This window comes from Pseudomonas sp. Pseusp88 (assembly GCF_047303955.1).
In the GTDB taxonomy this organism is placed as follows: Bacteria; Pseudomonadota; Gammaproteobacteria; order Pseudomonadales; family Pseudomonadaceae; genus Aquipseudomonas.
The window spans coordinates 188,202-208,994 of sequence record NZ_JBGLYM010000004.1 but is presented as its reverse complement, the minus strand read 5'-3'; the positions used below and the strand labels follow the sequence as shown (position 1 = coordinate 208,994).

Here is a 20,793-nt window from a genome sequence, read left to right as displayed (position 1 = left end):
AAATAATTTGCTATCGGTGAACCCTGCAGGAGCTGCCGAAGGCGGCGATGGCGTGCGTAGCGCCCCCAGTGTTTCAAATGCCCCCTGAAGGTCCTGCGGACCCTATCGCAGCCTTCGGCAGCTCATACAGAATGGCTACTGCTTGTTGAGTGCCAACGCCTGATCCAGCGCCACCCCCGCGCCGATCAACCCCGGATACTCGGCCGTGACCAGCCATACCGGCACGCCCTTGAAGTAGTCGCTCATATGGCCCTTCTCGCTGAACGAGCGCTTGAAGCCGCTGCTCAGGAAAAAGTCGGTAAAGCGCGGGACCACGCCGCCGGTAATATACACCCCGCCGCGTCCGCCGACTGTCAGTACGGTATTTCCCGCCACACGGCCGAGGAATACGCAGAACTGCTCCAACACCGCCGCCGCCACCGGATCACCGGCCACGGCCGCCGAGGTGATGGCCGCCGGTGACTTGAGCACCGGCTCGATATCGTCCAGGGCGCAACTGACCTGATACAGCAACAACAACCCGGCACCGCTGAGAATGGTCTCGGCGCTGACGTGTTCGTGGTCGGCCATCAGGCGCATCCACAACAGAGCTTCCCGGGCGCTGCCGATGGGCAGGTCGACATGGCCACCCTCCCCCGGTATTGCCGTCCAGTGCGCGTCACCGCTCTTGAGCAGGGTGCCGACACCCAGGCCTGTGCCCGGGCCGATCACCACCCGGGCACAGGTCGGATCGCCGATGCCATGAACCACGGTCAGGTACTCATCGTCCTTGAGCCGGGTCATGCCCAGGGCCTGGGCCGTGAAGTCGTTGACCATGATCAGGTTATCGATCTTCATTTCGGCGCAGAACTTCTGGCGATTGATCGTCCAGTGGCTGTTGGTAAAGTGAAAGTCGTCGCCGGTAACCGGCCCGGCCACCGCCAGACAGATCGAACCCACGTCGCCCTTGTGCAGCTCAAGGTCCTGCAGGTAGACCGTCAGGGCCTTTTCCGGGCTCACGTAGTCGATGGTCGGGAATACCCGGATCGAATGCAGTTGATCGTCTTCCCAAATGGCAAAACGTGCATTGGTACCGCCAATATCACCCACCATGGCCAATGTCACTTCAACGTCTCCAGTTGCGAGGTAAAGGCGCTGGCGCCCTGCTCGGCGGAGCTGAAGGCCATGCGCATGAATCCGAACAGCTCACGACCGCAACCGACGGCGTTGCCCAGGGTGCCGATCGCCGGTGTCCGGGCGGCCAATTCTGCAGGTTCAAGCAAAACTTGCAACGTCCCTTTTACGCCGTCCACACGAATGACATCGCCATCGCGAACAAGTGCCAAAGGGCCACCATCAAAGGCTTCCGGGCAGACGTGGATGGCTGCCGGAATCTTGCCCGAAGCGCCGGACATGCGCCCGTCGGTGACCAGTGCCACCTTGAAGCCACGGTCCTGCAAGACGCCCAGGAACGGCGTCATCTTGTGCAGCTCGGGCATGCCGTTGGAACGCGGGCCCTGGAAACGCATCACTGCGACGAAATCACATTCCAGCTCGCCCGCCTTGAACGCATCGGCAAGGTCCTGCTGATCTTCGAACACTTTGGCCGGTGCTTCGACGACCTGATGTTCAGGCGCCACGGCCGAGACTTTCATCACACCGCGGCCGAGGTTGCCTTCCATCACGCGCAGACCGCCTTCCGGCGAGAACGGACGTGACGCCGGGCGCAGGATATTTTCATCCAGGCTCTGCAACGGACCTTCGCGCCAGATCAGTTTGCCCTCTTCGAGGAAAGGCTCGCGGGTGTAGCGGCTCAGGCCGTAGCCGGCCACGGTATTGACGTTTTCATGGAGCAGACCGGCGCCCAGCAGCTCGCGGATCAGGAAGGACATGCCGCCCGCCGCCTGGAAGTGGTTGATGTCGGCCTTGCCGTTTGGATAGACGTGGCTGAGGGTCGGCACCACTTCCGAGAGGTCGGCCATGTCCTGCCAGGTCAGCTGGATACCGGCGGCCTGGGCAATCGCCGGCATGTGCAGGGTGTGGTTGGTCGAACCGCCCGTGGCATGCAGGGCAACGATGGAGTTGACCAGGGAGCGCTCATCGACGATCTCGCCGATGGGCATGAAGTTGCCGCTCTGCTTGGTCATGCGCGTGACCTGATGGGAGGCCTCGGTAGTCAGGGCGTCACGCAGCGGCGTGTACGGGTTGACGAAGGAGGAGCCCGGCAAGTGCAGGCCCATGACTTCCATCACCAACTGATTGGTGTTGGCGGTACCGTAGAAGGTGCAGGTGCCCGGGCTGTGATAGGACTTCATTTCCGAGTCCAGCAGCTCCTCGCGGGTGGCCTTGCCTTCGGCGTAGCGCTGGCGCACATCGGCCTTTTCCTTGTTGGAAATACCCGAGACCATCGGCCCGCCCGGGACGAAGATCATCGGCAGGTGACCGAAGCGCAAGGCCCCCATCATCAGGCCCGGCACGATCTTGTCGCAGATACCCAGCATCAGCGCGGCATCGAACATGTTGTGGGACAAGGCAATCGCCGTGGACATGGCGATGACTTCCCGACTGGCAATACCCAGTTCCATACCCGGTTCGCCCTGGGTCACGCCGTCACACATGGCCGGCACGCCGCCGGCAAACTGGCCCACCGAGCCGATCTCGCGCAGGGCCTTCTTGATCTGGTCCGGGTAATGCTCGTATGGCTGGTGCGCCGAAAGCATCTCGTTGTAGGAAGACACGATGGCCACGTTGGCCGCATTCATCATGCGCAGGCTTTGCTTGTCCTCGGTGCCGCACCCGGCCACACCGTGGGCGAAGTTGGCGCATTGCAGCTTGGCGCGCATCGGGCCATCGCTTGCGGCCCCTCGAATCAGTTCGAGATAGCGCTGACGTGTCTCGCGACTACGGGCTATCAGCCGTTCGGTTACCTCAAGAACGCGGGGATGCATGTGATGAACTCCAGGCTAACGTCTATGGTCACCCGTGCAGGCAGTGTCGGCGATCGATCCACGCAGGCATTGGCAAGCGCTTGATTTCGAACGTATGTACTGGCCTTACAGGCTTTGTCGTTGTAGATAAAACAAAATATTGCCATTAAAAAGGCTTGTTTTCTATTTCTATGCGAATAATCTTGTAATTCCAACAACAAATTCAGAGAGGATGCTTGTTATGACGCTCCGCATCGCAATCAATGGTTTTGGCCGTATCGGCCGCAACGTCCTGCGTGCACTCTATACCCAAGGCTACCGACAGGACCTGCAAGTCGTCGCCATTAATGATTTGGGCGATAGCGAGATCAATGCCCACCTCCTGCGTTTCGACACCGTGCACGGCCCTTTTGGCGGCACCGTGGAATTCGACAAGGAAAGCCTGACCGTCAATGGTGACCGTATCGCGGTCAGCGCTATCCGCAATCCGGCCGAGCTGCCGTGGAAATCCGAGAACATCGACGTCGTCTTCGAATGCACCGGCCTGTTCACCGACCGTGCCAAGGCGGCGGCGCACCTGACTGCCGGTGCCCGTAAAGTGATTATTTCGGCCCCGGCCAAGGGTGCCGATGCCACGGTGGTCTACGGCGTCAACCACGACATCCTGCGCCAGTCGCACCAGATCATCTCCAACGCGTCCTGCACCACCAACTGCCTGGCTCCGGTGGCCCAGGTGCTGCACCGTGAACTGGGCATCGAAAGCGGCCTGATGACCACCATCCACGCTTACACCAATGACCAGAACCTGATTGACGTCTACCACACCGACCCGTACCGCGCCCGTTCGGCCACCCAGTCGATGATCCCGAGCAAGACCGGTGCCGCCGAAGCCGTGGGCCTGGTCCTGCCGGAATTGGCAGGCAAGCTGACCGGCATGGCCGTGCGTGTGCCGGTGATCAACGTATCCCTCGTAGACCTGACCGTGCAGCTCAAGCGCGAAGCCACTGCCGAGGAAGTCAACGCGTTGATGAAGGAAGCCAGCCAGCATTCCCGGGTCCTGGGCTACAACACCCTGCCGCTGGTTTCCCACGACTTCAATCACAACCCGCTGTCGTCAATCTTCGACGCCAACCACACCAAGGCCAGCGGCAAGCTGCTCAAGGTCCTGGCCTGGTACGACAACGAGTGGGCGTTCTCCAACCGCATGCTGGACAACTGTCTGGCGCTGCATAACGCCGAGTAAGACGGCGCAATCCTACAAAACGTATTGGATTCTGCCCTTGACCGAACAAGCGGATGATAAGCATTATCATCTGCTTGTTTTCCCGGTCGGGTTTCCCCGTGACTCAGTCGCACCTCAATGACGTATTTCTCAGCCAGCGCACCGTGCTGCTGCGTACCCTGCAACGGATTGTCCGCAACCCCAGTATCGCCGAGGACCTGCTCCAGGAAACCTGGCTGCGGGTGACCCGCGCTCTGGGCGAACGCCGTATCGACCATCTCGAACCCTTTGTCTACCAGACTGCGCGCAACCTTGCGCTGGATCATCTGCGTGCGCACAAGCTGCATGCGCGAACCATGGTCGAGGATGCGCCGGCTGATCAGCTATACAGCGTCGTGGCGCCGTCGAGCCTGCCGGAAGACGCCGCCCATGCCGAGCGCCTGATCAAGGGCCTGAGCACTAGCCTCGGGCGCTTGAGCGAGCGTCAGCAACGCATCTTCACCCTCAGTCGATTGCAGGGTTGCAGCTACCTGGAAATCGCCGAACAGCTGAAAGTGTCGGCCAGTACGGTGCAAAAAGAGTTGAAACTGATCATGGCCCTCTGTCTCGACGTCGCCGCGAAGCTTGACCATGACTGACCGCTGCCGCAGGCTGCGGACCATTGCGTGTCCCATCGCCCGAGACTCTGTGTGAACACCCCCGAACCGACACCCACGGCCAACAGTGCCATGGACCAGGCCCTCGACTGGCTGATTCAGCTCGAACACTGCGACGCGCAACAGCGTCAGTGCTTTGAGCAATGGCTCGACGCCGATCAGGCCCACGCCGAGGCGTTCGCCCAGGCCCAGGCGATGTGGAATTCGGCACCGCTGCAACAGGTCGCCGCCCGCCTCGAACGGCAGGCGCGCGTGCCTGATTCGCGGACCTTGCGCCGCCTGTGGAAACCCATGGCCAGTGCCGCCGTCCTGCTGCTGGCGGTGTTCAACTTCACCAACCTGCCCCTGCGCCTGGAGGCTGATCACCTGACCCAGGTCGGTGAACGCCAGCGCCTGCAATTGCAGGATGGCTCCACGGTGCTGCTCAACACCGACTCGGCCTTTTCCAGCCAGTTCGACGAACAACACCGCACCGCGCAGCTTTATCAGGGCGAGGCGTTCTTCAACGTGCCGGACAATCGCAACCGGCCACTGGAAGTCGAGGCCGGGCCCCTGCACATGAGCGCCACCAGCACCGATTTTGCCGTGCGCTACCTGGATGGCGAAGCGCGCATTCAGGTCCAGCGCGGCGCCGTGGATGTGCACAACACCCAAGGCAACATCCGTATCAGCCTCAGTGCCGGCAACAGCCTGCGGGTCGGCCGCGCAGGTGTTGGCCAGCCGGAACCCATGAGCCGCAACGACCTGGCCTGGGTTCAGGGCCGCCTGATCTTTGACAATCGCCCCCTCGGTCAGGTCCTGGCCGAACTGCGCCGCTACTACCCCGGCTGGATCATCAACACCAATGCCGCCCTCGACGACGTCGCCGTCACCGGCAACTACCGCCTGGACAATCCGCTGGATGTGATGCGCTCCCTGGCACAGATCACCTCGGCCGGCCTGCATGAACTGCCCAGAGTCGTGATCCTCAATTAGAGACTCATGACCTTTGTGGGACCGGCTTCAGCCGGGAAGACGATCAAATGGGAGAAAAATATTTATCGCCCATGACCATGCCTTCCCGGCTAAAGCCGGTCCCACCGAAACCCGCCCATCGCATCGAAATCAAATCCCCCGAAAATTTTTTACGCGATTACCACTCGTCGTTCGTCTAGTCATCAAATGCAATTAATTCTCATTATTAAGCATCTATCACGACCATAAAGACCAGCACGACAGGGGAGCTTCAGTAATGCCATCTGCGACACCACCCATCCGCAAAACCCTCAACACCGATCTACATGTCTTTGCCCTGTCGTTGTTGACCGTGACCATGCTCGGCGCGACGCTCTATACCAGCGGCGCCCTGGCCGCCACGCCTGAGCAACCGGCGTCACGCAATGTCGGCACTTACCCTTTCACCATCGTCCAGCAACCGCTGGTCTCGGCCCTGAACGAATTCAGCCGCATCACCGGCTGGCAAGTGGGCGTTGCCGCAGATCTGGCCAAGGACGTGGTCTCCCCCGGCGCCATCGGTACTCTGCCTGCGGACAAGGCCCTGGATAAGCTGCTGGCCGGCAGTCACCTGAGCTATCGCAACCTGGGCAACAACAATATCGTGCTGGAAAAGCGCAACAACGGCGCCCTGGCTCTGGAACAGATCACGGTCAGTGCGACCCGCCAGGCTCAGGACGTGGCGACGGTTCCCAGCAGTGTCAGCGTGCATGACCGCGCCGAGCTGGACCGACAGAACGTCAATAACATCCGCGATCTGGTGCGCTACGAGCCGGGCATCTCGGTCGGCGGTGCCGGTCAGCGGGCGGGCACCACCGGCTACAACATTCGCGGCATCGACGGCGATCGCATCCTGACCCAGGTCGATGGCGTCGAAGTACCCGACAGTTTCTTTACCGGCCCCTACGCCAACACCCACCGCAACTACGTGGATCCGGAAATCGTCAAGCGCGTGGAGATTCTGCGCGGCCCGGCATCGGCGCTGTACGGCAGCAGCGCCATCGGCGGTGCCGTCAGTTACTACACCCTCGACCCTGACGACATCATCAAACCCGGCAAGGATGTCGGCGCGCGCCTCAAGACCGGCTACAGCTCGGCCGATGAGAGCTGGCTGACCTCGGCCACCGTCGCCGGGCGTACCGGTCAGTTCGATGGACTGTTGCACCTGAGCCAGCGCAATGGTCACGAGACCGAATCCTACGGCAGCAACAACGGCACCGGCCTGCAACGCACCGAAGCCAACCCGGAAGATGTGCGCACCACCAACGTGTTGGCCAAGCTGGGCTGGAACTACGCCGATGACGCGCGTCTGGGCCTGACCTACGAGAAGTACAAGGACGACCGCTCCACCAATCAGAAAAGCGCCGTCGGCGGCCCGTACAACAACGGCAGCCCCCTGGGCATGTACACCTCGCGTACCGGTAACGACGTGATTACCCGCGAACGCTTTGGCGTGGAAAACAGGTTCGCCCTCGACAGCCTGCTGGTAGACAACGTCAAGTGGAGCCTCAACTACCAGACCGCCAAGACCGAGCAGGACACCCTGGAGCGGTACTTCCCGTTCTCACGGGATGTGTGGCGTGACCGCGAAGCCTCCTATCAGGAAAAACAATGGATCCTGGACGTCCAGCTGGACAAGGCTTTCCAGATTGCCGACACCGATCACCTGCTGACCTACGGCACCACCCTCAAGCGCCAGGAAACCACCGGCCTGCGCCAGGGCAGCGGCATCTGTGCGCGGGTCTTCGGCAGTTGCCGTAGCGTCGGCGCCGACAGCTCGAGCGACCGTCTGGTGCGCTCCAGCGACTTCCCGGACCCGATCACCACCAGCTATGCCCTGTTCGCTCAGGACGAAATCCGCTGGAACGACTGGACCTTCCTGCCTGCGCTGCGCTACGACTACACGCGCCTGAACCCGGAGATCACTCAGGAATTCCTCAACGCCGTCGCTTTGAGCGATTCCAGCGAGGTCGATGGCAAGAACAAGACCTGGCATCGCCTGTCGCCCAAGTTCGGCCTGACCTACTCCATCACCGACCAGTACACCTGGTACGGCCAGTATGCCGAGGGCTTCCGTACGCCATCGGCCAAGGCGTTGTACGGGCGCTTCGAAAACCTCGGGTCAGGCTACGTGGTCGAACCCAATTCGAACCTGGAACCGGAAAAGAGCAAAAGCTATGAGACCGGCCTGCGCGGTCGCTTCGACTCAGGCTCCTTCGATGTCGCGGTGTTCTATAACAAGTACCGCGACTTCATCAACGAAGATGCCATCACTCCCGGCTACACCCGGACGGTGTTTCAGTCCAACAATATCAAGCACGCCACCATCAAGGGCGCCGAGGCCAAGGGTCGTCTGAACCTGGATATATTCGGCGCGCCCAAGGGCCTCTATACGCAGGGCTCCCTGGCCTATGCCTACGGCCGCAACGATGACAGCGGCGAGCCGATCAACAGCGTCAACCCGCTGACCGGCGTACTCGGCCTGGGCTACGAGCAGGACACCTACGGCGGCCTGCTGAGCTGGACTCTGGTCAAACGCAAGGACCGTGTAGATGACACCAACTTCCACACCCCGGACGGTGTTTCCACCTCCAGTCAGTTCAAAACACCGGGCTATGGCGTGCTCGACCTGAGCGGTTTCTACAAAGTCACCCGTGACGTCACGGTCAATGCCGGCCTGTACAACCTCACCGACAAGAAATACTGGCGCTGGGACGACATCCGCGGCTACGACGGCGTCGGCGAAGCGGGCGTGACCAGCCCGGCCAACCTCGACCGCCTGACCCAGCCGGGTCGCAACTTCGCCATCAACGTGGTCTGGGATATCTGACCCCACTCTCTGCGCCGGCCGTTTTTTCGCAGACGGACGGCGACGTTTTAATTCGATCAGGAAGACACTATGAACAACCCGTCCAACCGCCCGGCCCTGCGCTCGCAACGCCTGAACCAGATCACCCAGGCGCCTCACGAAAAACTCGACCGCGCCGTCAAAGCCAACGCCCCGTTCGAAACCCTGGCCAGCTACACCCGCTTTGTCGTTGCCCAGTACCTGTTTCAGAACGAACTCAAGGCGCTGTATACCGACCCGGCGCTGATCGAGGTATTCCCTGACCTGGCCCAGCGTTGCCGTGCCGAACAGGCCCTGGCCGATCTCGCCGACCTCGACACCGAAGTGCCGTCCCCCGCCCCCGGCGCCCTGCATAACCCGAGCAAGGCCCAGGCCATGGGCTGGCTGTTCGTCTCCGAAGGCTCCAAGCTCGGTGCGGCGTTCCTGATCAAGCGTGCCGTGGCCTTGAACCTGAGTGACAGCTTCGGCGCCCGCCATCTGGGCGAACCGGCAGGTGGCCGTGCCGAGGGCTGGAAGTCCTTTACCCGCACACTCGACAGCCTGGCATTCAGCGCCGAGGAAGAAGCCGACGCCGATCTCGGCGCCCTGCAAGCCTTCGAGCGTTTCAACGAGCTGCTCAACATTGCCTATGCGACAGCGCCAGCTGCCGAATCGGCTTAAGCACAGTGAAACTGCACCCGGCCTGTTAAGCTAGCCTGGCCCTGAACCCATCGATTGATGTGCGCCGCAAACGACCATGACCTGCAAACCGCCCGGAACCCCACTGTCGCGCTTTCTGTTCGGTATCCTCGCTTATGTCAGCCTGGGGATCGGGCTGGTGGCCATTGTCGTGCCCGGTCTGCCGACCACCGAGTTCATCCTCCTGGCGGCCTGGGCCGCGACCCGAAGCTCGCCACGCCTGAGCGCCTGGCTTGAAACCCACCGGCTGTTCGGGCCCATCCTGTACAACTGGCGCAACGGCAAACTCATCGCCCGCCGCGCCAAGATCAGCGCCACTATCAGCATGCTGATCTGTGCGGTACTGATGCTCAGCCTGCTCAAGCACGCCTGGCCGATGTACCTGGCGCTGGCGGGGATGGGCATGGGTAATCTGTGGATATGGTCGAGGCCGGAGCCAGTGTCACAGGCTTGATACGAAATTAGACTGGAACGAACAATGTTGAAGCGAGGCTTGCCCGCGAAGGCGATTTTCCAATCACGAAAAATGTATTGGATATATCGCCCTTTCGCGGGCAAGCCTCGCTCCAACGAGCCTTGATTAGCCGGAAAGGCTGAATGCGACATTTCCTTTCACATCTGTTCCGCGCCCCCTTAAATCGCCCGCAGTACTGATCCAGGTCAGCAGAATCAAATACCCCCCACCGTAGCCTGTTCCCATCTTCCCAGGATGGAGCTGCGCCATGTCCGATACTCCCGGCAAACTCAAACTCGGTGCGTTGGTTGCGCTGGTCGTCGGTTCAATGATCGGTGGCGGAATTTTCTCTTTGCCGCAGAACATGGCGGCCAGCGCCGATGTCGGTGCCATTCTCATCGGCTGGGCCATCACCGCCGTCGGCATGCTGACCCTGGCTTTCGTGTTCCAGACCCTGGCCAATCGCAAACCTGATCTGGACGGCGGCGTCTATGTCTACGCCAAGGCCGGATTCGGCAACTACATGGGCTTCTCGTCAGCCTGGGGTTACTGGATCAGCGCCTGGCTGGGCAACGTCGGTTACTTCGTATTGCTGTTCAGCACCCTGGGTTATTTCTTCCCGGTATTCGGCCAAGGCAATACCGTTGCCGCCATCATTGGTTCGTCGGTGTTGCTGTGGGCCGTGCACTATCTGGTGCTACGTGGCATCCGCGAAGCGGCGTTCATCAATCTGGTGACCACCGTCGCCAAGATCGTGCCATTGCTACTGTTCGTTCTGATTGCCCTGTTCGCCTTCAAACTGGATGTGTTCAGCGCGGATATCTGGGGCACAGGCAACCCGAACCTGGGCAGTGTGATGAACCAGACGCGCAACATGATGCTGGTCACCGTCTGGGTATTCATCGGCATTGAAGGCGCCAGCATCTTCTCGGCTCGCGCAGAAAAGCGCTCGGACGTCGGCAAGGCCACCATCCTGGGCTTTGTCACCGTGCTGTTGCTGCTGATCCTGGTGAACGTACTGTCCCTGGGTATCCTGACTCAGCCGGAGTTGGCCAAGCTGCCCAACCCGTCCATGGCCGCCGTGCTCGAACATGTAGTCGGTCATTGGGGCGCGGTGCTGATCAGCATCGGTCTGGTCGTCTCGCTGCTCGGCGCCTTGCTGTCCTGGGTGTTGCTGTGTGCGGAAATCCTCTTCGCCGCCGCTCGCGATCACACCATGCCGGCCTTCCTGCGCAAGGAAAACGCCAACCACGTACCAGCCAACGCCCTGTGGCTGACCAATGCCATGGTCCAGCTGTTCCTGATCATCACTCTGTTCTCGGCCAGTACCTACCTGTCGCTGATCTACCTGGCGACCTCGATGATCCTGGTGCCGTACCTGTGGTCTGCCGCCTACGCAGTGTTGCTGGCAGTGCGCGGCGAGACATACGAGAACGCCCTGGCCGAGCGCAAGAAAGATCTGATCATCGCTTCCATCTCCCTGATCTATGCGGTCTGGCTGCTCTACGCCGGCGGCCTCAAGTACCTGTTGCTCTCGGCTCTGCTCTATGCACCCGGTGCAGCCCTGTTCGCCAAGGCCCGTCACGAAGTCGGCAAGGCGATCTTCACCACCGTGGAAAAGCTGATTTTCGTCGCTGTGGTCATCGGCGCGCTGGTCGCCGCCTACGGCCTGTACTCCGGCTTTCTGAGCCTCTGATTCTTGTCATTGAAGGAAACGGATATGTCTTCGGATAACGTGAAATTGGGCGTCCACTCGGAAGTGGGCAAACTGCGTAAAGTCATGGTCTGCTCACCCGGCCTGGCTCATCAACGCCTGACCCCGAACAACTGCGACGAGCTGCTGTTCGACGATGTGCTGTGGGTCAACCAGGCCAAGCGCGATCACTTCGATTTCGTCACCAAGATGCGTGAACGCAATATCGAAGTGCTGGAAATGCACAACCTGCTGACCGATATCGTCGCCATCCCGCAAGCCCTGGACTGGATCATCGAGCGCAAGATAACCGCCAACCAGGTCGGTGTCGGCCTGATCCATGAAGTCGCCAGCTGGCTGCGCAGCCTGGAACCGCGCAAGTGCGCCGAATACCTGATCGGCGGCGTCTCGGCAGATGATCTGCCGAGCAGCTTTGGCGGCAAGACCATCGAGATCTTCCGCGACTTCCTCGGTCACACCAGCTTTATCCTGCCGCCGTTGCCCAACACCCAGTTCACCCGCGACACCACTTGCTGGATCTACGGCGGCGTCACCCTCAACCCGATGTACTGGCCCGCACGCCGCCAGGAAACCCTGTTGGCCAGCGCTATTTATAAATTCCATCCGCAGTTCGCCCAGGCCGATTTCCAGATCTGGTACGGCGATCCGGATCAGGACCACGGCAGCGCGACGCTGGAAGGCGGTGATGTCATGCCTCTGGGCAACGGCATCGTGCTGATCGGCATGGGCGAACGCACCTCGCACCAGGCCATCGGCCAACTGGCGCGCAACCTGTTCAAGCACAACGCCGTGCAGCGAGTCATCGTTGCCGGTCTGCCCAAGTCCCGTTCGGCCATGCACCTGGATACCGTATTCAGCTTCTGCGACCGCGACCTGGTGACCATCTTCCCGGAAGTGGTCAGCCAGATCGTCGCCTTCAGCCTGCGCCCGGACGACAGCCAGCCCAGCGGCATCGATATCCGTCGCGAGGAAGGCAGCTTCCTGGAAACCGTGGCCAATGCCCTCAACCTCAAGACCTTGCGCATCGTCGAGACCGGCGGCAACAGCTTTGCCGCCGAGCGCGAGCAATGGGACGACGGCAATAACGTGGTGGCCCTGGAACCCGGCGTGGTCATCGGCTACGACCGCAACACCTACACCAACACCCTGCTGCGCAAGGCCGGGGTGGAAGTCATCACCATCAGCGCCAGCGAACTGGGGCGTGGACGCGGCGGCGGCCATTGCATGACCTGCCCGATCACTCGCGACGCCGTCGACTACTAAAAGGAAACGATCATGGCTTTCAATATGCGCAACCGCAGCCTGTTGAGCTTGATGCATCACAGCAACCGCGAACTGCATTACCTGCTGGACCTGTCCCGGGACCTCAAGCGCGCCAAGTACACCGGCACCGAGCAGCAGCACCTCAAGGGCAAGAACATTGCCCTGATCTTCGAAAAGACCTCGACCCGCACCCGCTGCGCCTTCGAAGTCGCCGCCCATGACCAGGGCGCCCACGTCACCTATATCGACCCGGTGTCGTCGCAGATCGGCCACAAAGAGAGCATGAAGGACACCGCACGGGTGCTGGGACGCATGTTCGACGCCATTGAATACCGTGGCTTTGCGCAGGAAATCGTCGAGGAACTGGCGAAATTCGCCGGAGTGCCTGTGTTCAACGGCCTGACCGCCGAATTCCACCCGACGCAAATGATCGCTGACACCATGACCATGCGTGAACACAGCGACAAACCGCTGCACGACATCAGCTACGCCTACCTGGGCGACGCCCGCTACAACATGGGCAACTCACTGCTGATGATCGGCGCCAAGCTGGGCATGGATGTGCGTATCGGCGCACCCAAAGCGTTGTGGCCCAGCGAAGAGTTCATCGCCCAGTGTCATGGCTTTGCCGAAGAAAGCGGTGCGCGTATCACCCTGACTGAAGATCCTGAGGTCGCGGTCAAGGGCGTGGACTTTATCCACACCGATGTCTGGGTCTCCATGGGCGAACCGGTGGAAGCCTGGGACGAACGCATCAAGCAACTGCTGCCGTATCAGGTCAACGCCCAGATGATGAAGGCCGCGGGCAATCCGCGAGTCAAATTCATGCACTGCCTGCCTGCATTCCATAACAGCGAAACCAAGGTCGGCAAAGACATCGCCAGCCGCTATCCGCACCTGGCCGACGGCGTGGAAGTGACCGAAGAAGTCTTCGAGTCGCCGGCCAATATAGCCTTCGAACAGGCGGAAAATCGTATGCATACCATCAAGGCGATTCTGGTGGCGGCGTTGGCGGATATCTGAGCCCGGCACCTGTAGGAGCGAGGCTTGCACAGCGAACCGGACTACGCGCAATAGCAGGTAAACCGCAGTGATTCCTTCCCGGGCAAGCCTCGCTCCTACAGCGTTTCAATTTCAATCATCAAGGAGCTGATATGCGAATCGTCGTAGCCCTGGGCGGCAATGCCCTGCTTCGCCGTGGCGAGCCCATGACCGCAGATAACCAGCGCACCAATATCCGCGTCGCTACCGAACAGATCGCCCGCATAGTCGACGGCAATCAACTGGTCATCGCCCACGGCAACGGCCCGCAGGTCGGGCTGCTGTCCTTGCAGGCGGCAGCCTATACCCCGGTTTCGCCCTACCCGCTGGATGTGCTGGGCGCCGAAACCGAGGGCATGATCGGTTATATGATCGAACAGGAGCTGGGCAATCTGCTGCCAGTGGAAAAACCCTTCGCCACCCTGCTGACCCAGGTCGAGGTCGACGCCAAAGACCCGGCCTTCGACCATCCAAGCAAACCCATCGGCCCGGTCTACAGCCGCGAAGAGGCCGAACGTCTGGCCAAAGAAAAGGGCTGGGCCATTGCTCCGGACGGCGAGTATTTCCGCCGCGTGGTGGCCAGCCCGAGGCCCAAACGCATTTTTGAGATACGGCCGATCCAGTGGCTGCTGGAAAAGGATGCGATCGTCATTTGCGCCGGCGGCGGCGGGATACCGACGATGTATGGCGAGGACGGCAGTCTGCGTGGTATCGAGGCGGTGATCGACAAAGACCTGTGCTCGGCGCTGCTGGCCGCACAATTGGACAGCGACCTGCTGATCATCGCCACGGATGTCGCGGCGGCCTTTATCGATTGGGGCAAGCCCACTCAGAAATCCATTGCCAGCGCCCATCCCGACGAGCTGGAAAAGCTCGGCTTTGCCGCTGGATCCATGGGGCCGAAGGTGCAAGCTGCTTGCGAATTCGCCCGCAATACCGGCAAGGTAGCGGTGATCGGCGCATTGGCGGACATCCAGGAGATCGTCGCAGGCCGCGCCGGAACGCGCATCAGCACGACCTGCCACGGCATCGAATACCGTTGAGCGTAGGCCCTGAACCCTTGTCGAGGGCTCAGGGTCTGTATTTTTCACACCACCTATATCCGGGGAATCACGTCATGTTTGAGCCAGGACACTTGCACATCACCCGCGTGCCACTGCAACCGTCGGATTTCGGCTACGACATTCATATTCACTACGAGGTCAGCGAAGACTCCACGGAAGGCACTTGCATGCTGTTTCGCATGCAAGGGCATGTGAACGGCAAGACCTTTGAGGACCAGTTCCTGCTGCCCCGGGACATGGCCTTCAACTTTGCCCATGACGCCAATCGCATCGCCCTGAAAAACGGCCTGCCGCACAACACCGGCCTGCCCCTGGCCATGCACAAGGACTACGACGCCATGTTCGAGGACGTCCGGGCCAAACTGCATGCCCATTCGGGCGAACCGGTGAAGCCCGAGCATTTACTCTGACCCGAAGTTGAGGATGACTTCTCGCAAATAGGGTGGGAGACAATGTCTGTGGGAGCGAATTCATTCGCGAAAGCGGTATGACAGACGATACCAATGCGTCGAATGTACTGGCCTCTTCGCGAATGAATTTGCTCCCACAGTAGCGCGTTCATATCGCCGGATCTGTGGGAACGGATTCATCCGCGAAGGGGCTTCTCTGGCTTTGCAGCAAACATAGAATCTCCCACAGAACTCATGTCCGCAGAATACCCAGACGATAACCTCAAGCCCTGTTGTCATTTCACGAATCCCCCGTCCACAAGGCATACTGGCGCCTTCCCGCGTCCAGAACCCTTGATCCTCCATGCGCATCCACGTCAGTTTCATCGACCGTGTCGGTATTACCCAGGAAGTCCTGGCAATCCTCGGTGGGCGCAATCTGAATCTGGATGCGGTGGAGATGGTCCCGCCCAACGTCTACATCGACGCGCCAACCCTTAGCCATCAAGTCCTCGAAGAACTCAAGGACGCGTTGTTCCGGGTGCGTGGCGTCGAGGCGATCACCGTGGTGGATATCCTTCCCGGCCAGCGTCGACACCTGCAACTCGATGCCCTGCTCGCGGCCATGACCGACCCGGTGCTGGCCCTGGACAGCGCCGGGCATGTGCTATTGGGCAACCCGGCGTTGAATGCCCTGATTGGCCGTGACCCCACAGGTGAAGCCGTGGGCGAGCTGTTTGCCGATGCCGGGCTGCACAGCGCCTTGCTGGAGAATGGCTTCCGCCTGCCGCTGCGTGAAGTCACCCTCAATGGCGAAGCCCTGCTGCTCGACGCCACACCCATCACCGACGCCGGCGCTCTGCTAACCCTGTATCAACCGAGCCGCATCGGCGAACGCCTGGCGGCGCTGCACCATGACCATGCCGAAGGTTTCGATGCCCTGCTTGGCGAGTCGCCGGCCATTCGCACGCTTAAAGCCCGAGCGCAACGGGTCGCGGCCCTCGATGCGCCGCTGCTTATCCAGGGCGAAACCGGCACCGGCAAGGAACTGGTGGCCCGGGCCTGTCACGCTACCAGTGCGCGCCAGGCTGCGCCGTTTTTGGCGCTGAACTGTGCGGCCCTGCCGGAGAACCTCGCCGAAAGCGAACTCTTCGGCTATGCCCCCGGCGCCTTTACCGGTGCCCAGCGCGGCGGCAAGCCGGGGCTGATGGAACTGGCCAACCAGGGCACGGTATTTCTCGACGAGATCGGCGAGATGTCGCCGTACCTGCAGGCCAAGCTGTTGCGTTTTCTCAATGATGGCAGCTTCCGTCGGGTCGGCGGCGACCGGGAAGTGAAGGTCAATGTGCGCATTCTCAGCGCCACGCACCGCAATCTGGAAAAGATGGTCAGCGAGGGGACTTTCCGCGAAGACCTGTTCTATCGCCTCAACGTACTCAACCTGGAAGTGCCGCCCCTGCGCGAGCGCGGCCAGGACATCCTGCTGCTGGCGCGCTCGTTCATGGAACAGGCCTGCGCGCAGATCCAGCGCCCGGTCTGCCGCCTGGCCACCGGCACCTACCCGGCGCTGCTGGGCAATCGCTGGCCGGGCAACGTGCGTCAATTGCAGAACGTGATTTTCCGCGCCGCCGCCATCTGCGACGGTAATCTGGTGGATATCGGTGATCTGGACATAGCTGGCACCTCAATGGCCCTGACCAGCGAGACCGAAGTCGGCAGCCTGGAGCAAGCGGTGGAAGGCTTCGAAAAAGCCCTGCTGGAAAAGCTCTACAGCGACTACCCTTCTACCCGCCAGCTGGCTGCACGCCTGCAGACCTCACATACCGCCATTGCCCATCGGCTGCGCAAGTACGGGATCTCCGGGAAGTCGTAACAGCGGGCGTCTCACCCGGTAGGAGCAAGCTTTGGGGAGATGATTCTGTGGGAGCGAATTCGTTCGCGAAGAGGCCGGTACAACCGATGCATCATTTGCGCCTGATATACCGACTTCGCGAATGAATTCGCTCCCACACCATTCGCTTCTATAAGTTTCGATTGAGCCGTATCGATTTCAGTACATCGTAACGAATTCATTACGACCTCAGCATATCCACGCCCGCCAAGGCCTTGATCCCGTAAGTATTTTCCGACGGTCACATACTGTAGCGATTTCGCTACAGAACTCGCAAAGATACCGCCACTGAAATTACATAACATATTGATTTATATGGATATTCCAATATTGGCCACATTTTTGCTAAGTATTTCGCCATAACGCTCGTGCCTGTCACGAGCCCTTCACCTTGAGGAGTTTTTATGAGCGAGTTGCGTTTTACCGTTGAACACGAGTGGCTGCGCGCCGAAGCCGATGGCAGTGTCACGGTCGGCATCACGCCTTACGCCCAGGAATCCCTTGGTGACGTGGTCTATGTGCAACTCCCGGACTTACAGTCCTACACTCAAGACGCCGAAGTATCGGTAGTGGAATCGGTAAAAGCTGCCAGCAGCATCAATATGCCTCTCGATGGCGAAGTGGTCGAAGTCAATTCGGCGCTGGACAGCACCCCTGAACTGGTCAACCAGGACGCCCTGGGCGCCGGCTGGTTCTTCCGCTTCATCCCACAAGATGCCAGTGCCATCGATGGCCTGATGGATCAGGAAGCTTACGACCGCCTGATCAAAGCCAACGCTGACGCCTGAGGACCCGACATGACTGACCGTATCGAATTGAGCACCGCCAACGAATTCATCGCCCGTCATATCGGCCCGCGTGCCGCTGATGAACGCGCCATGCTCGCGACCCTGGGCTTCGACTCGCTGGAAGCCCTGAGCGCCAGCGTCATCCCGGACAGCATCAAGGGCACCAGCGTCCTCGACCTGCCTGCCGGGCAGAGCGAAGCCGATGCCCTGGCCTCGATCAAGGCCATTGCCGGCAAGAACCAGCTGTTCAAGACTTACATCGGCCAGGGTTACTACAACACCCACACCCCGGCACCGATCCTGCGCAACCTGCTGGAAAATCCGGCCTGGTACACCGCCTACACCCCGTATCAGCCAGAAATTTCCCAGGGCCGCCTGGAATCGCTGCTGAACTTCCAGACCCTGATCAGCGACCTCACCGGCCTGCCCATCGCCAACGCTTCGTTGCTCGATGAAGCTACCGCCGCCGCCGAGGCCATGACCTTCTGCAAGCGCCTGAGCAAGAACAAGAGCAGCACCCAGTTCTTCGCCTCCAGCCATTGCCATCCGCAGACCCTCGACGTGCTGCGCACCCGTGCCGAGCCCCTGGGCATCACCGTGGTCGTCGCCGATGAGCGTGGCCTGGACGATGTCAGCGCGTTCTTCGGTGCCCTGCTGCAATACCCGGCGAGCAACGGCGATCTGTTCGACTACCGCGAGTTGGTTGCGCGCTTCCATGCCGCCAACGGCCTGGTGGCGGTTGCCGCCGACCTGCTGGCCCTGACCCTGCTGACCCCGCCGGGCGAGTTCGGCGCCGACGTAGCCATCGGCAGTGCCCAGCGCTTCGGTGTGCCGCTGGGCTTTGGTGGCCCGCACGCGGCCTACTTCTCCACCCGCGATGCATTCAAGCGTGATATGCCGGGCCGTCTGGTCGGTGTTTCGGTTGACCGCCATGGCAAACAGGCCCTGCGCCTGGCCATGCAGACTCGCGAACAACATATCCGTCGCGAGAAGGCCACCAGCAACATCTGCACCGCTCAAGTGCTGCTGGCCAACATCGCCAGCATGTACGCCGTCTACCACGGCCCGCAGGGTCTGACCCGCATCGCCAAGCGCGTACATCAACTGACCGCGATCTTCGCCAAGGGCCTGGGTCAGTTGGGCCTGGAGATCGAGCAATCGTTCTTCTTCGACACCGTCAGCGTGCGCACCGGCGCCCTGACCGCCGAGCTGCACACCAAGGCTCGCGCCCAGCAGATCAACCTGCGGGAGATCGACGGCGAGCGTCTGGGTCTGTCCATTGACGAAACCACCTCGCAATCGGCCATTGAAACCCTCTGGGCGATCTTCGCCAGGAACGGCCAGAGTCTGCCTGACTTCGCGGCCCTGGCGGCCAGCGTCAAGGCCCACCTGCCTGCCCCGCTGCTGCGTCAGTCGGCGATCCTCAGCCACCCGGTGTTCAACCGTTATCACTCGGAAACCGAGCTGATGCGCTACCTGCGCAAGCTGGCCGACAAGGACCTGGCCCTGGACCGCACCATGATCCCGCTGGGTTCGTGCACCATGAAGCTCAACGCCGCCAGCGAAATGATCCCGATCACCTGGGCCGAGTTCGGCAACCTGCACCCGTTCGCCCCTGCCGAGCAGAGCGCCGGTTACCAGCAATTGACCCACGAGCTGGAAGCGATGCTCTGCGCCGCCACCGGTTACGACTCGATCTCCCTGCAACCCAACGCCGGTTCCCAGGGTGAATACGCGGGCCTGCTGGCCATCCGCGCCTATCATCAGAGCCGTGGCGAAGGTCGTCGCGACATCTGCCTGATCCCGTCATCGGCCCACGGCACCAACCCGGCCACCGCCAACATGGCCGGCATGCGCGTTGTCGTCACCGCCTGCGACGCCCGTGGCAACGTTGATATCGAAGACCTGCGCGCCAAGGCCGTAGAGCACCGCGAGCAACTGGCCGCGCTGATGATCACCTACCCGTCGACCCACGGCGTGTTCGAGGAAGGCATCCGCGAAATCTGCGGCATCATTCACGACAACGGCGGCCAGGTGTACATCGACGGCGCCAACATGAACGCCATGGTCGGCCTCTGCGCCCCGGGCAAGTTCGGCGGCGACGTGTCCCACCTGAACCTGCACAAGACCTTCTGCATTCCCCACGGCGGTGGCGGCCCGGGCGTCGGCCCGATCGGCGTCAAGTCGCACCTGACCCCGTTCCTGCCCGGCCACGGCCATATGGCACGCAAGGAAGGCGCGGTCAGCGCGGCGCCGTTCGGCAGCGCCAGCATCCTGCCGATCACCTGGATGTATATCCGCATGATGGGCGGCGAAGGCCTCAAGCGCGCTTCGCAGCTGGCGATCCTCAACGCCAACTACATCGCCCGTCGCCTGGAAGAGCATTACCCGGTGCTCTACAGCGGCAGCAACGGCCTGGTGGCCCACGAGTGCATTCTCGACCTGCGTCCGCTGAAAGAAACCAGCGGCATCAGCGTCGATGACGTCGCCAAACGCCTGATCGACTTCGGCTTCCACGCGCCGACCATGTCGTTCCCGGTAGCCGGCACCCTGATGATCGAGCCGACCGAAAGTGAATCCAGGGAAGAACTGGACCGCTTCTGCGACGCCATGATCAAGATCCGCGATGAAATCCGCGCGGTGGAAAACGGCACGCTGGACAAGGAAGACAACCCGCTGAAAAACGCCCCGCACACCGCGGCGGAAATCGTCGGCGAATGGACCCACAGCTACAGCCGCGAACAGGCCGTGTACCCGGTCGAGTCGCTGATCGACGGCAAGTACTGGCCGCCGGTTGGCCGGGTCGACAACGTGTTCGGCGACCGTAACCTGGTCTGCGCGTGCCCGTCGATCGAGAGCTATCAAGAGGCGTAATAAACAACTCAC

16 protein-coding genes are annotated in these 20,793 nt (G+C 61.2%); 14 read left to right on the top strand and 2 right to left on the bottom strand.

The genetic code is table 11. From position 1 onward, the window contains the following. Positions 1 to 135: 135 nt before the first annotated feature. Together ACCD02_RS07570 and edd are read right to left on the bottom strand one after the other, a co-directional pair. Complete coding sequence (locus tag ACCD02_RS07570; RefSeq protein WP_413299993.1) at positions 136 to 1,104, bottom strand: glucokinase; 969 nt, start codon at positions 1,102 to 1,104, stop codon at positions 136 to 138. Further along, entirely contained in the window at positions 1,101 to 2,927 is a 1,827-nt protein-coding gene (gene edd, locus ACCD02_RS07565) for a phosphogluconate dehydratase (protein ID WP_413299991.1), read from the bottom strand. Before edd ends, ACCD02_RS07570 begins: the two co-directional genes overlap by 4 nt. Before the next feature lie 220 nt (positions 2,928 to 3,147). On the opposite strand from edd, the gene gap reads away from it, so the two are divergent. The 14 genes from gap (at position 3,148) to gcvP (ending at position 20,781) form a co-directional block, all read left to right on the top strand. Continuing rightward, entirely contained in the window at positions 3,148 to 4,149 is a 1,002-nt protein-coding gene (gap, locus tag ACCD02_RS07560; RefSeq protein WP_413299989.1) for a type I glyceraldehyde-3-phosphate dehydrogenase, read from the top strand. A 98-nt stretch (positions 4,150 to 4,247) separates the two neighbouring features. Further along, positions 4,248 to 4,766, top strand: coding sequence for an RNA polymerase sigma factor (locus ACCD02_RS07555; RefSeq protein WP_413299987.1), 519 nt, complete (start codon positions 4,248 to 4,250; stop codon positions 4,764 to 4,766). Between the two features lie 90 nt (positions 4,767 to 4,856). Continuing rightward, positions 4,857 to 5,759 (top strand): FecR family protein, encoded by a 903-nt coding sequence (locus ACCD02_RS07550; RefSeq protein ID WP_413300266.1) that lies wholly within the window; start codon positions 4,857 to 4,859, stop codon positions 5,757 to 5,759. Positions 5,760 to 6,015: 256 nt separating this feature from the next. Beyond that, the gene (locus tag ACCD02_RS07545) at positions 6,016 to 8,607 is read left to right on the top strand and encodes a TonB-dependent receptor (RefSeq protein WP_413299985.1); all 2,592 of its coding nucleotides are present in this window, start codon (positions 6,016 to 6,018) and stop codon (positions 8,605 to 8,607) included. Positions 8,608 to 8,676: 69 nt separating this feature from the next. Next, positions 8,677 to 9,285, top strand: a complete 609-nt coding sequence (locus tag ACCD02_RS07540; RefSeq protein WP_413299983.1) for a biliverdin-producing heme oxygenase — start codon at positions 8,677 to 8,679, stop codon at positions 9,283 to 9,285. Between the two features lie 76 nt (positions 9,286 to 9,361). Continuing rightward, complete coding sequence (locus tag ACCD02_RS07535; protein ID WP_413299981.1) at positions 9,362 to 9,757, top strand: YbaN family protein; 396 nt, start codon at positions 9,362 to 9,364, stop codon at positions 9,755 to 9,757. Between the two features lie 268 nt (positions 9,758 to 10,025). Continuing rightward, positions 10,026 to 11,453 carry an arginine-ornithine antiporter gene (gene arcD / locus ACCD02_RS07530; RefSeq protein ID WP_413299979.1) on the top strand — a complete coding sequence of 476 codons (1,428 nt, stop codon included), beginning with the start codon at positions 10,026 to 10,028 and terminating at the stop codon, positions 11,451 to 11,453. Positions 11,454 to 11,477: 24 nt separating this feature from the next. After that, entirely contained in the window at positions 11,478 to 12,734 is a 1,257-nt protein-coding gene (gene arcA / locus ACCD02_RS07525; RefSeq protein WP_413299977.1) for an arginine deiminase, read from the top strand. A 12-nt stretch (positions 12,735 to 12,746) separates the two neighbouring features. Next, positions 12,747 to 13,757 (top strand): ornithine carbamoyltransferase, encoded by a 1,011-nt coding sequence (locus tag ACCD02_RS07520; RefSeq protein ID WP_413299975.1) that lies wholly within the window; start codon positions 12,747 to 12,749, stop codon positions 13,755 to 13,757. Between the two features lie 131 nt (positions 13,758 to 13,888). Continuing rightward, positions 13,889 to 14,818, top strand: a complete 930-nt coding sequence (gene arcC / locus ACCD02_RS07515) for a carbamate kinase (RefSeq protein ID WP_413299973.1) — start codon at positions 13,889 to 13,891, stop codon at positions 14,816 to 14,818. A 74-nt stretch (positions 14,819 to 14,892) separates the two neighbouring features. Then, positions 14,893 to 15,249, top strand: a complete 357-nt coding sequence (locus tag ACCD02_RS07510; protein WP_413299971.1) for a DUF5064 family protein — start codon at positions 14,893 to 14,895, stop codon at positions 15,247 to 15,249. Positions 15,250 to 15,592: 343 nt separating this feature from the next. Further along, complete coding sequence (locus ACCD02_RS07505; RefSeq protein ID WP_413299969.1) at positions 15,593 to 17,101, top strand: sigma-54-dependent transcriptional regulator; 1,509 nt, start codon at positions 15,593 to 15,595, stop codon at positions 17,099 to 17,101. Positions 17,102 to 17,523: 422 nt separating this feature from the next. Further along, a complete protein-coding gene (gene gcvH, locus ACCD02_RS07500; RefSeq protein ID WP_413299967.1) occupies positions 17,524 to 17,907 on the top strand; it encodes a glycine cleavage system protein GcvH in 384 nt (127 codons plus the stop codon). A gap of 9 nt (positions 17,908 to 17,916) precedes the next feature. Continuing rightward, the gene (gene gcvP / locus ACCD02_RS07495) at positions 17,917 to 20,781 is read left to right on the top strand and encodes an aminomethyl-transferring glycine dehydrogenase (protein WP_413299965.1); all 2,865 of its coding nucleotides are present in this window, start codon (positions 17,917 to 17,919) and stop codon (positions 20,779 to 20,781) included. Positions 20,782 to 20,793 lie beyond the last annotated feature (12 nt).

Excerpts from the sequence above, each read along its gene's own strand:
- edd (WP_413299991.1), bottom strand. The coding sequence starts at position 2,927 with ATGCATCCCCGCGTTCTTGAGGTAACCGAACGGCTGATAGCCCGTAGT.
- gap (WP_413299989.1), top strand. The coding sequence starts at position 3,148 with ATGACGCTCCGCATCGCAATCAATGGTTTTGGCCGTATCGGCCGCAAC.
- ACCD02_RS07550 (WP_413300266.1), top strand. The coding sequence starts at position 4,857 with ATGGACCAGGCCCTCGACTGGCTGATTCAGCTCGAACACTGCGACGCG.
- ACCD02_RS07545 (WP_413299985.1), top strand. The coding sequence starts at position 6,016 with ATGCCATCTGCGACACCACCCATCCGCAAAACCCTCAACACCGATCTA.
- ACCD02_RS07540 (WP_413299983.1), top strand. The coding sequence starts at position 8,677 with ATGAACAACCCGTCCAACCGCCCGGCCCTGCGCTCGCAACGCCTGAAC.
- ACCD02_RS07535 (WP_413299981.1), top strand. The coding sequence starts at position 9,362 with ATGACCTGCAAACCGCCCGGAACCCCACTGTCGCGCTTTCTGTTCGGT.
- arcD (WP_413299979.1), top strand. The coding sequence starts at position 10,026 with ATGTCCGATACTCCCGGCAAACTCAAACTCGGTGCGTTGGTTGCGCTG.
- arcA (WP_413299977.1), top strand. The coding sequence starts at position 11,478 with ATGTCTTCGGATAACGTGAAATTGGGCGTCCACTCGGAAGTGGGCAAA.
- ACCD02_RS07520 (WP_413299975.1), top strand. The coding sequence starts at position 12,747 with ATGGCTTTCAATATGCGCAACCGCAGCCTGTTGAGCTTGATGCATCAC.
- arcC (WP_413299973.1), top strand. The coding sequence starts at position 13,889 with ATGCGAATCGTCGTAGCCCTGGGCGGCAATGCCCTGCTTCGCCGTGGC.
- ACCD02_RS07510 (WP_413299971.1), top strand. The coding sequence starts at position 14,893 with ATGTTTGAGCCAGGACACTTGCACATCACCCGCGTGCCACTGCAACCG.
- ACCD02_RS07505 (WP_413299969.1), top strand. The coding sequence starts at position 15,593 with ATGCGCATCCACGTCAGTTTCATCGACCGTGTCGGTATTACCCAGGAA.
- gcvH (WP_413299967.1), top strand. The coding sequence starts at position 17,524 with ATGAGCGAGTTGCGTTTTACCGTTGAACACGAGTGGCTGCGCGCCGAA.
- gcvP (WP_413299965.1), top strand. The coding sequence starts at position 17,917 with ATGACTGACCGTATCGAATTGAGCACCGCCAACGAATTCATCGCCCGT.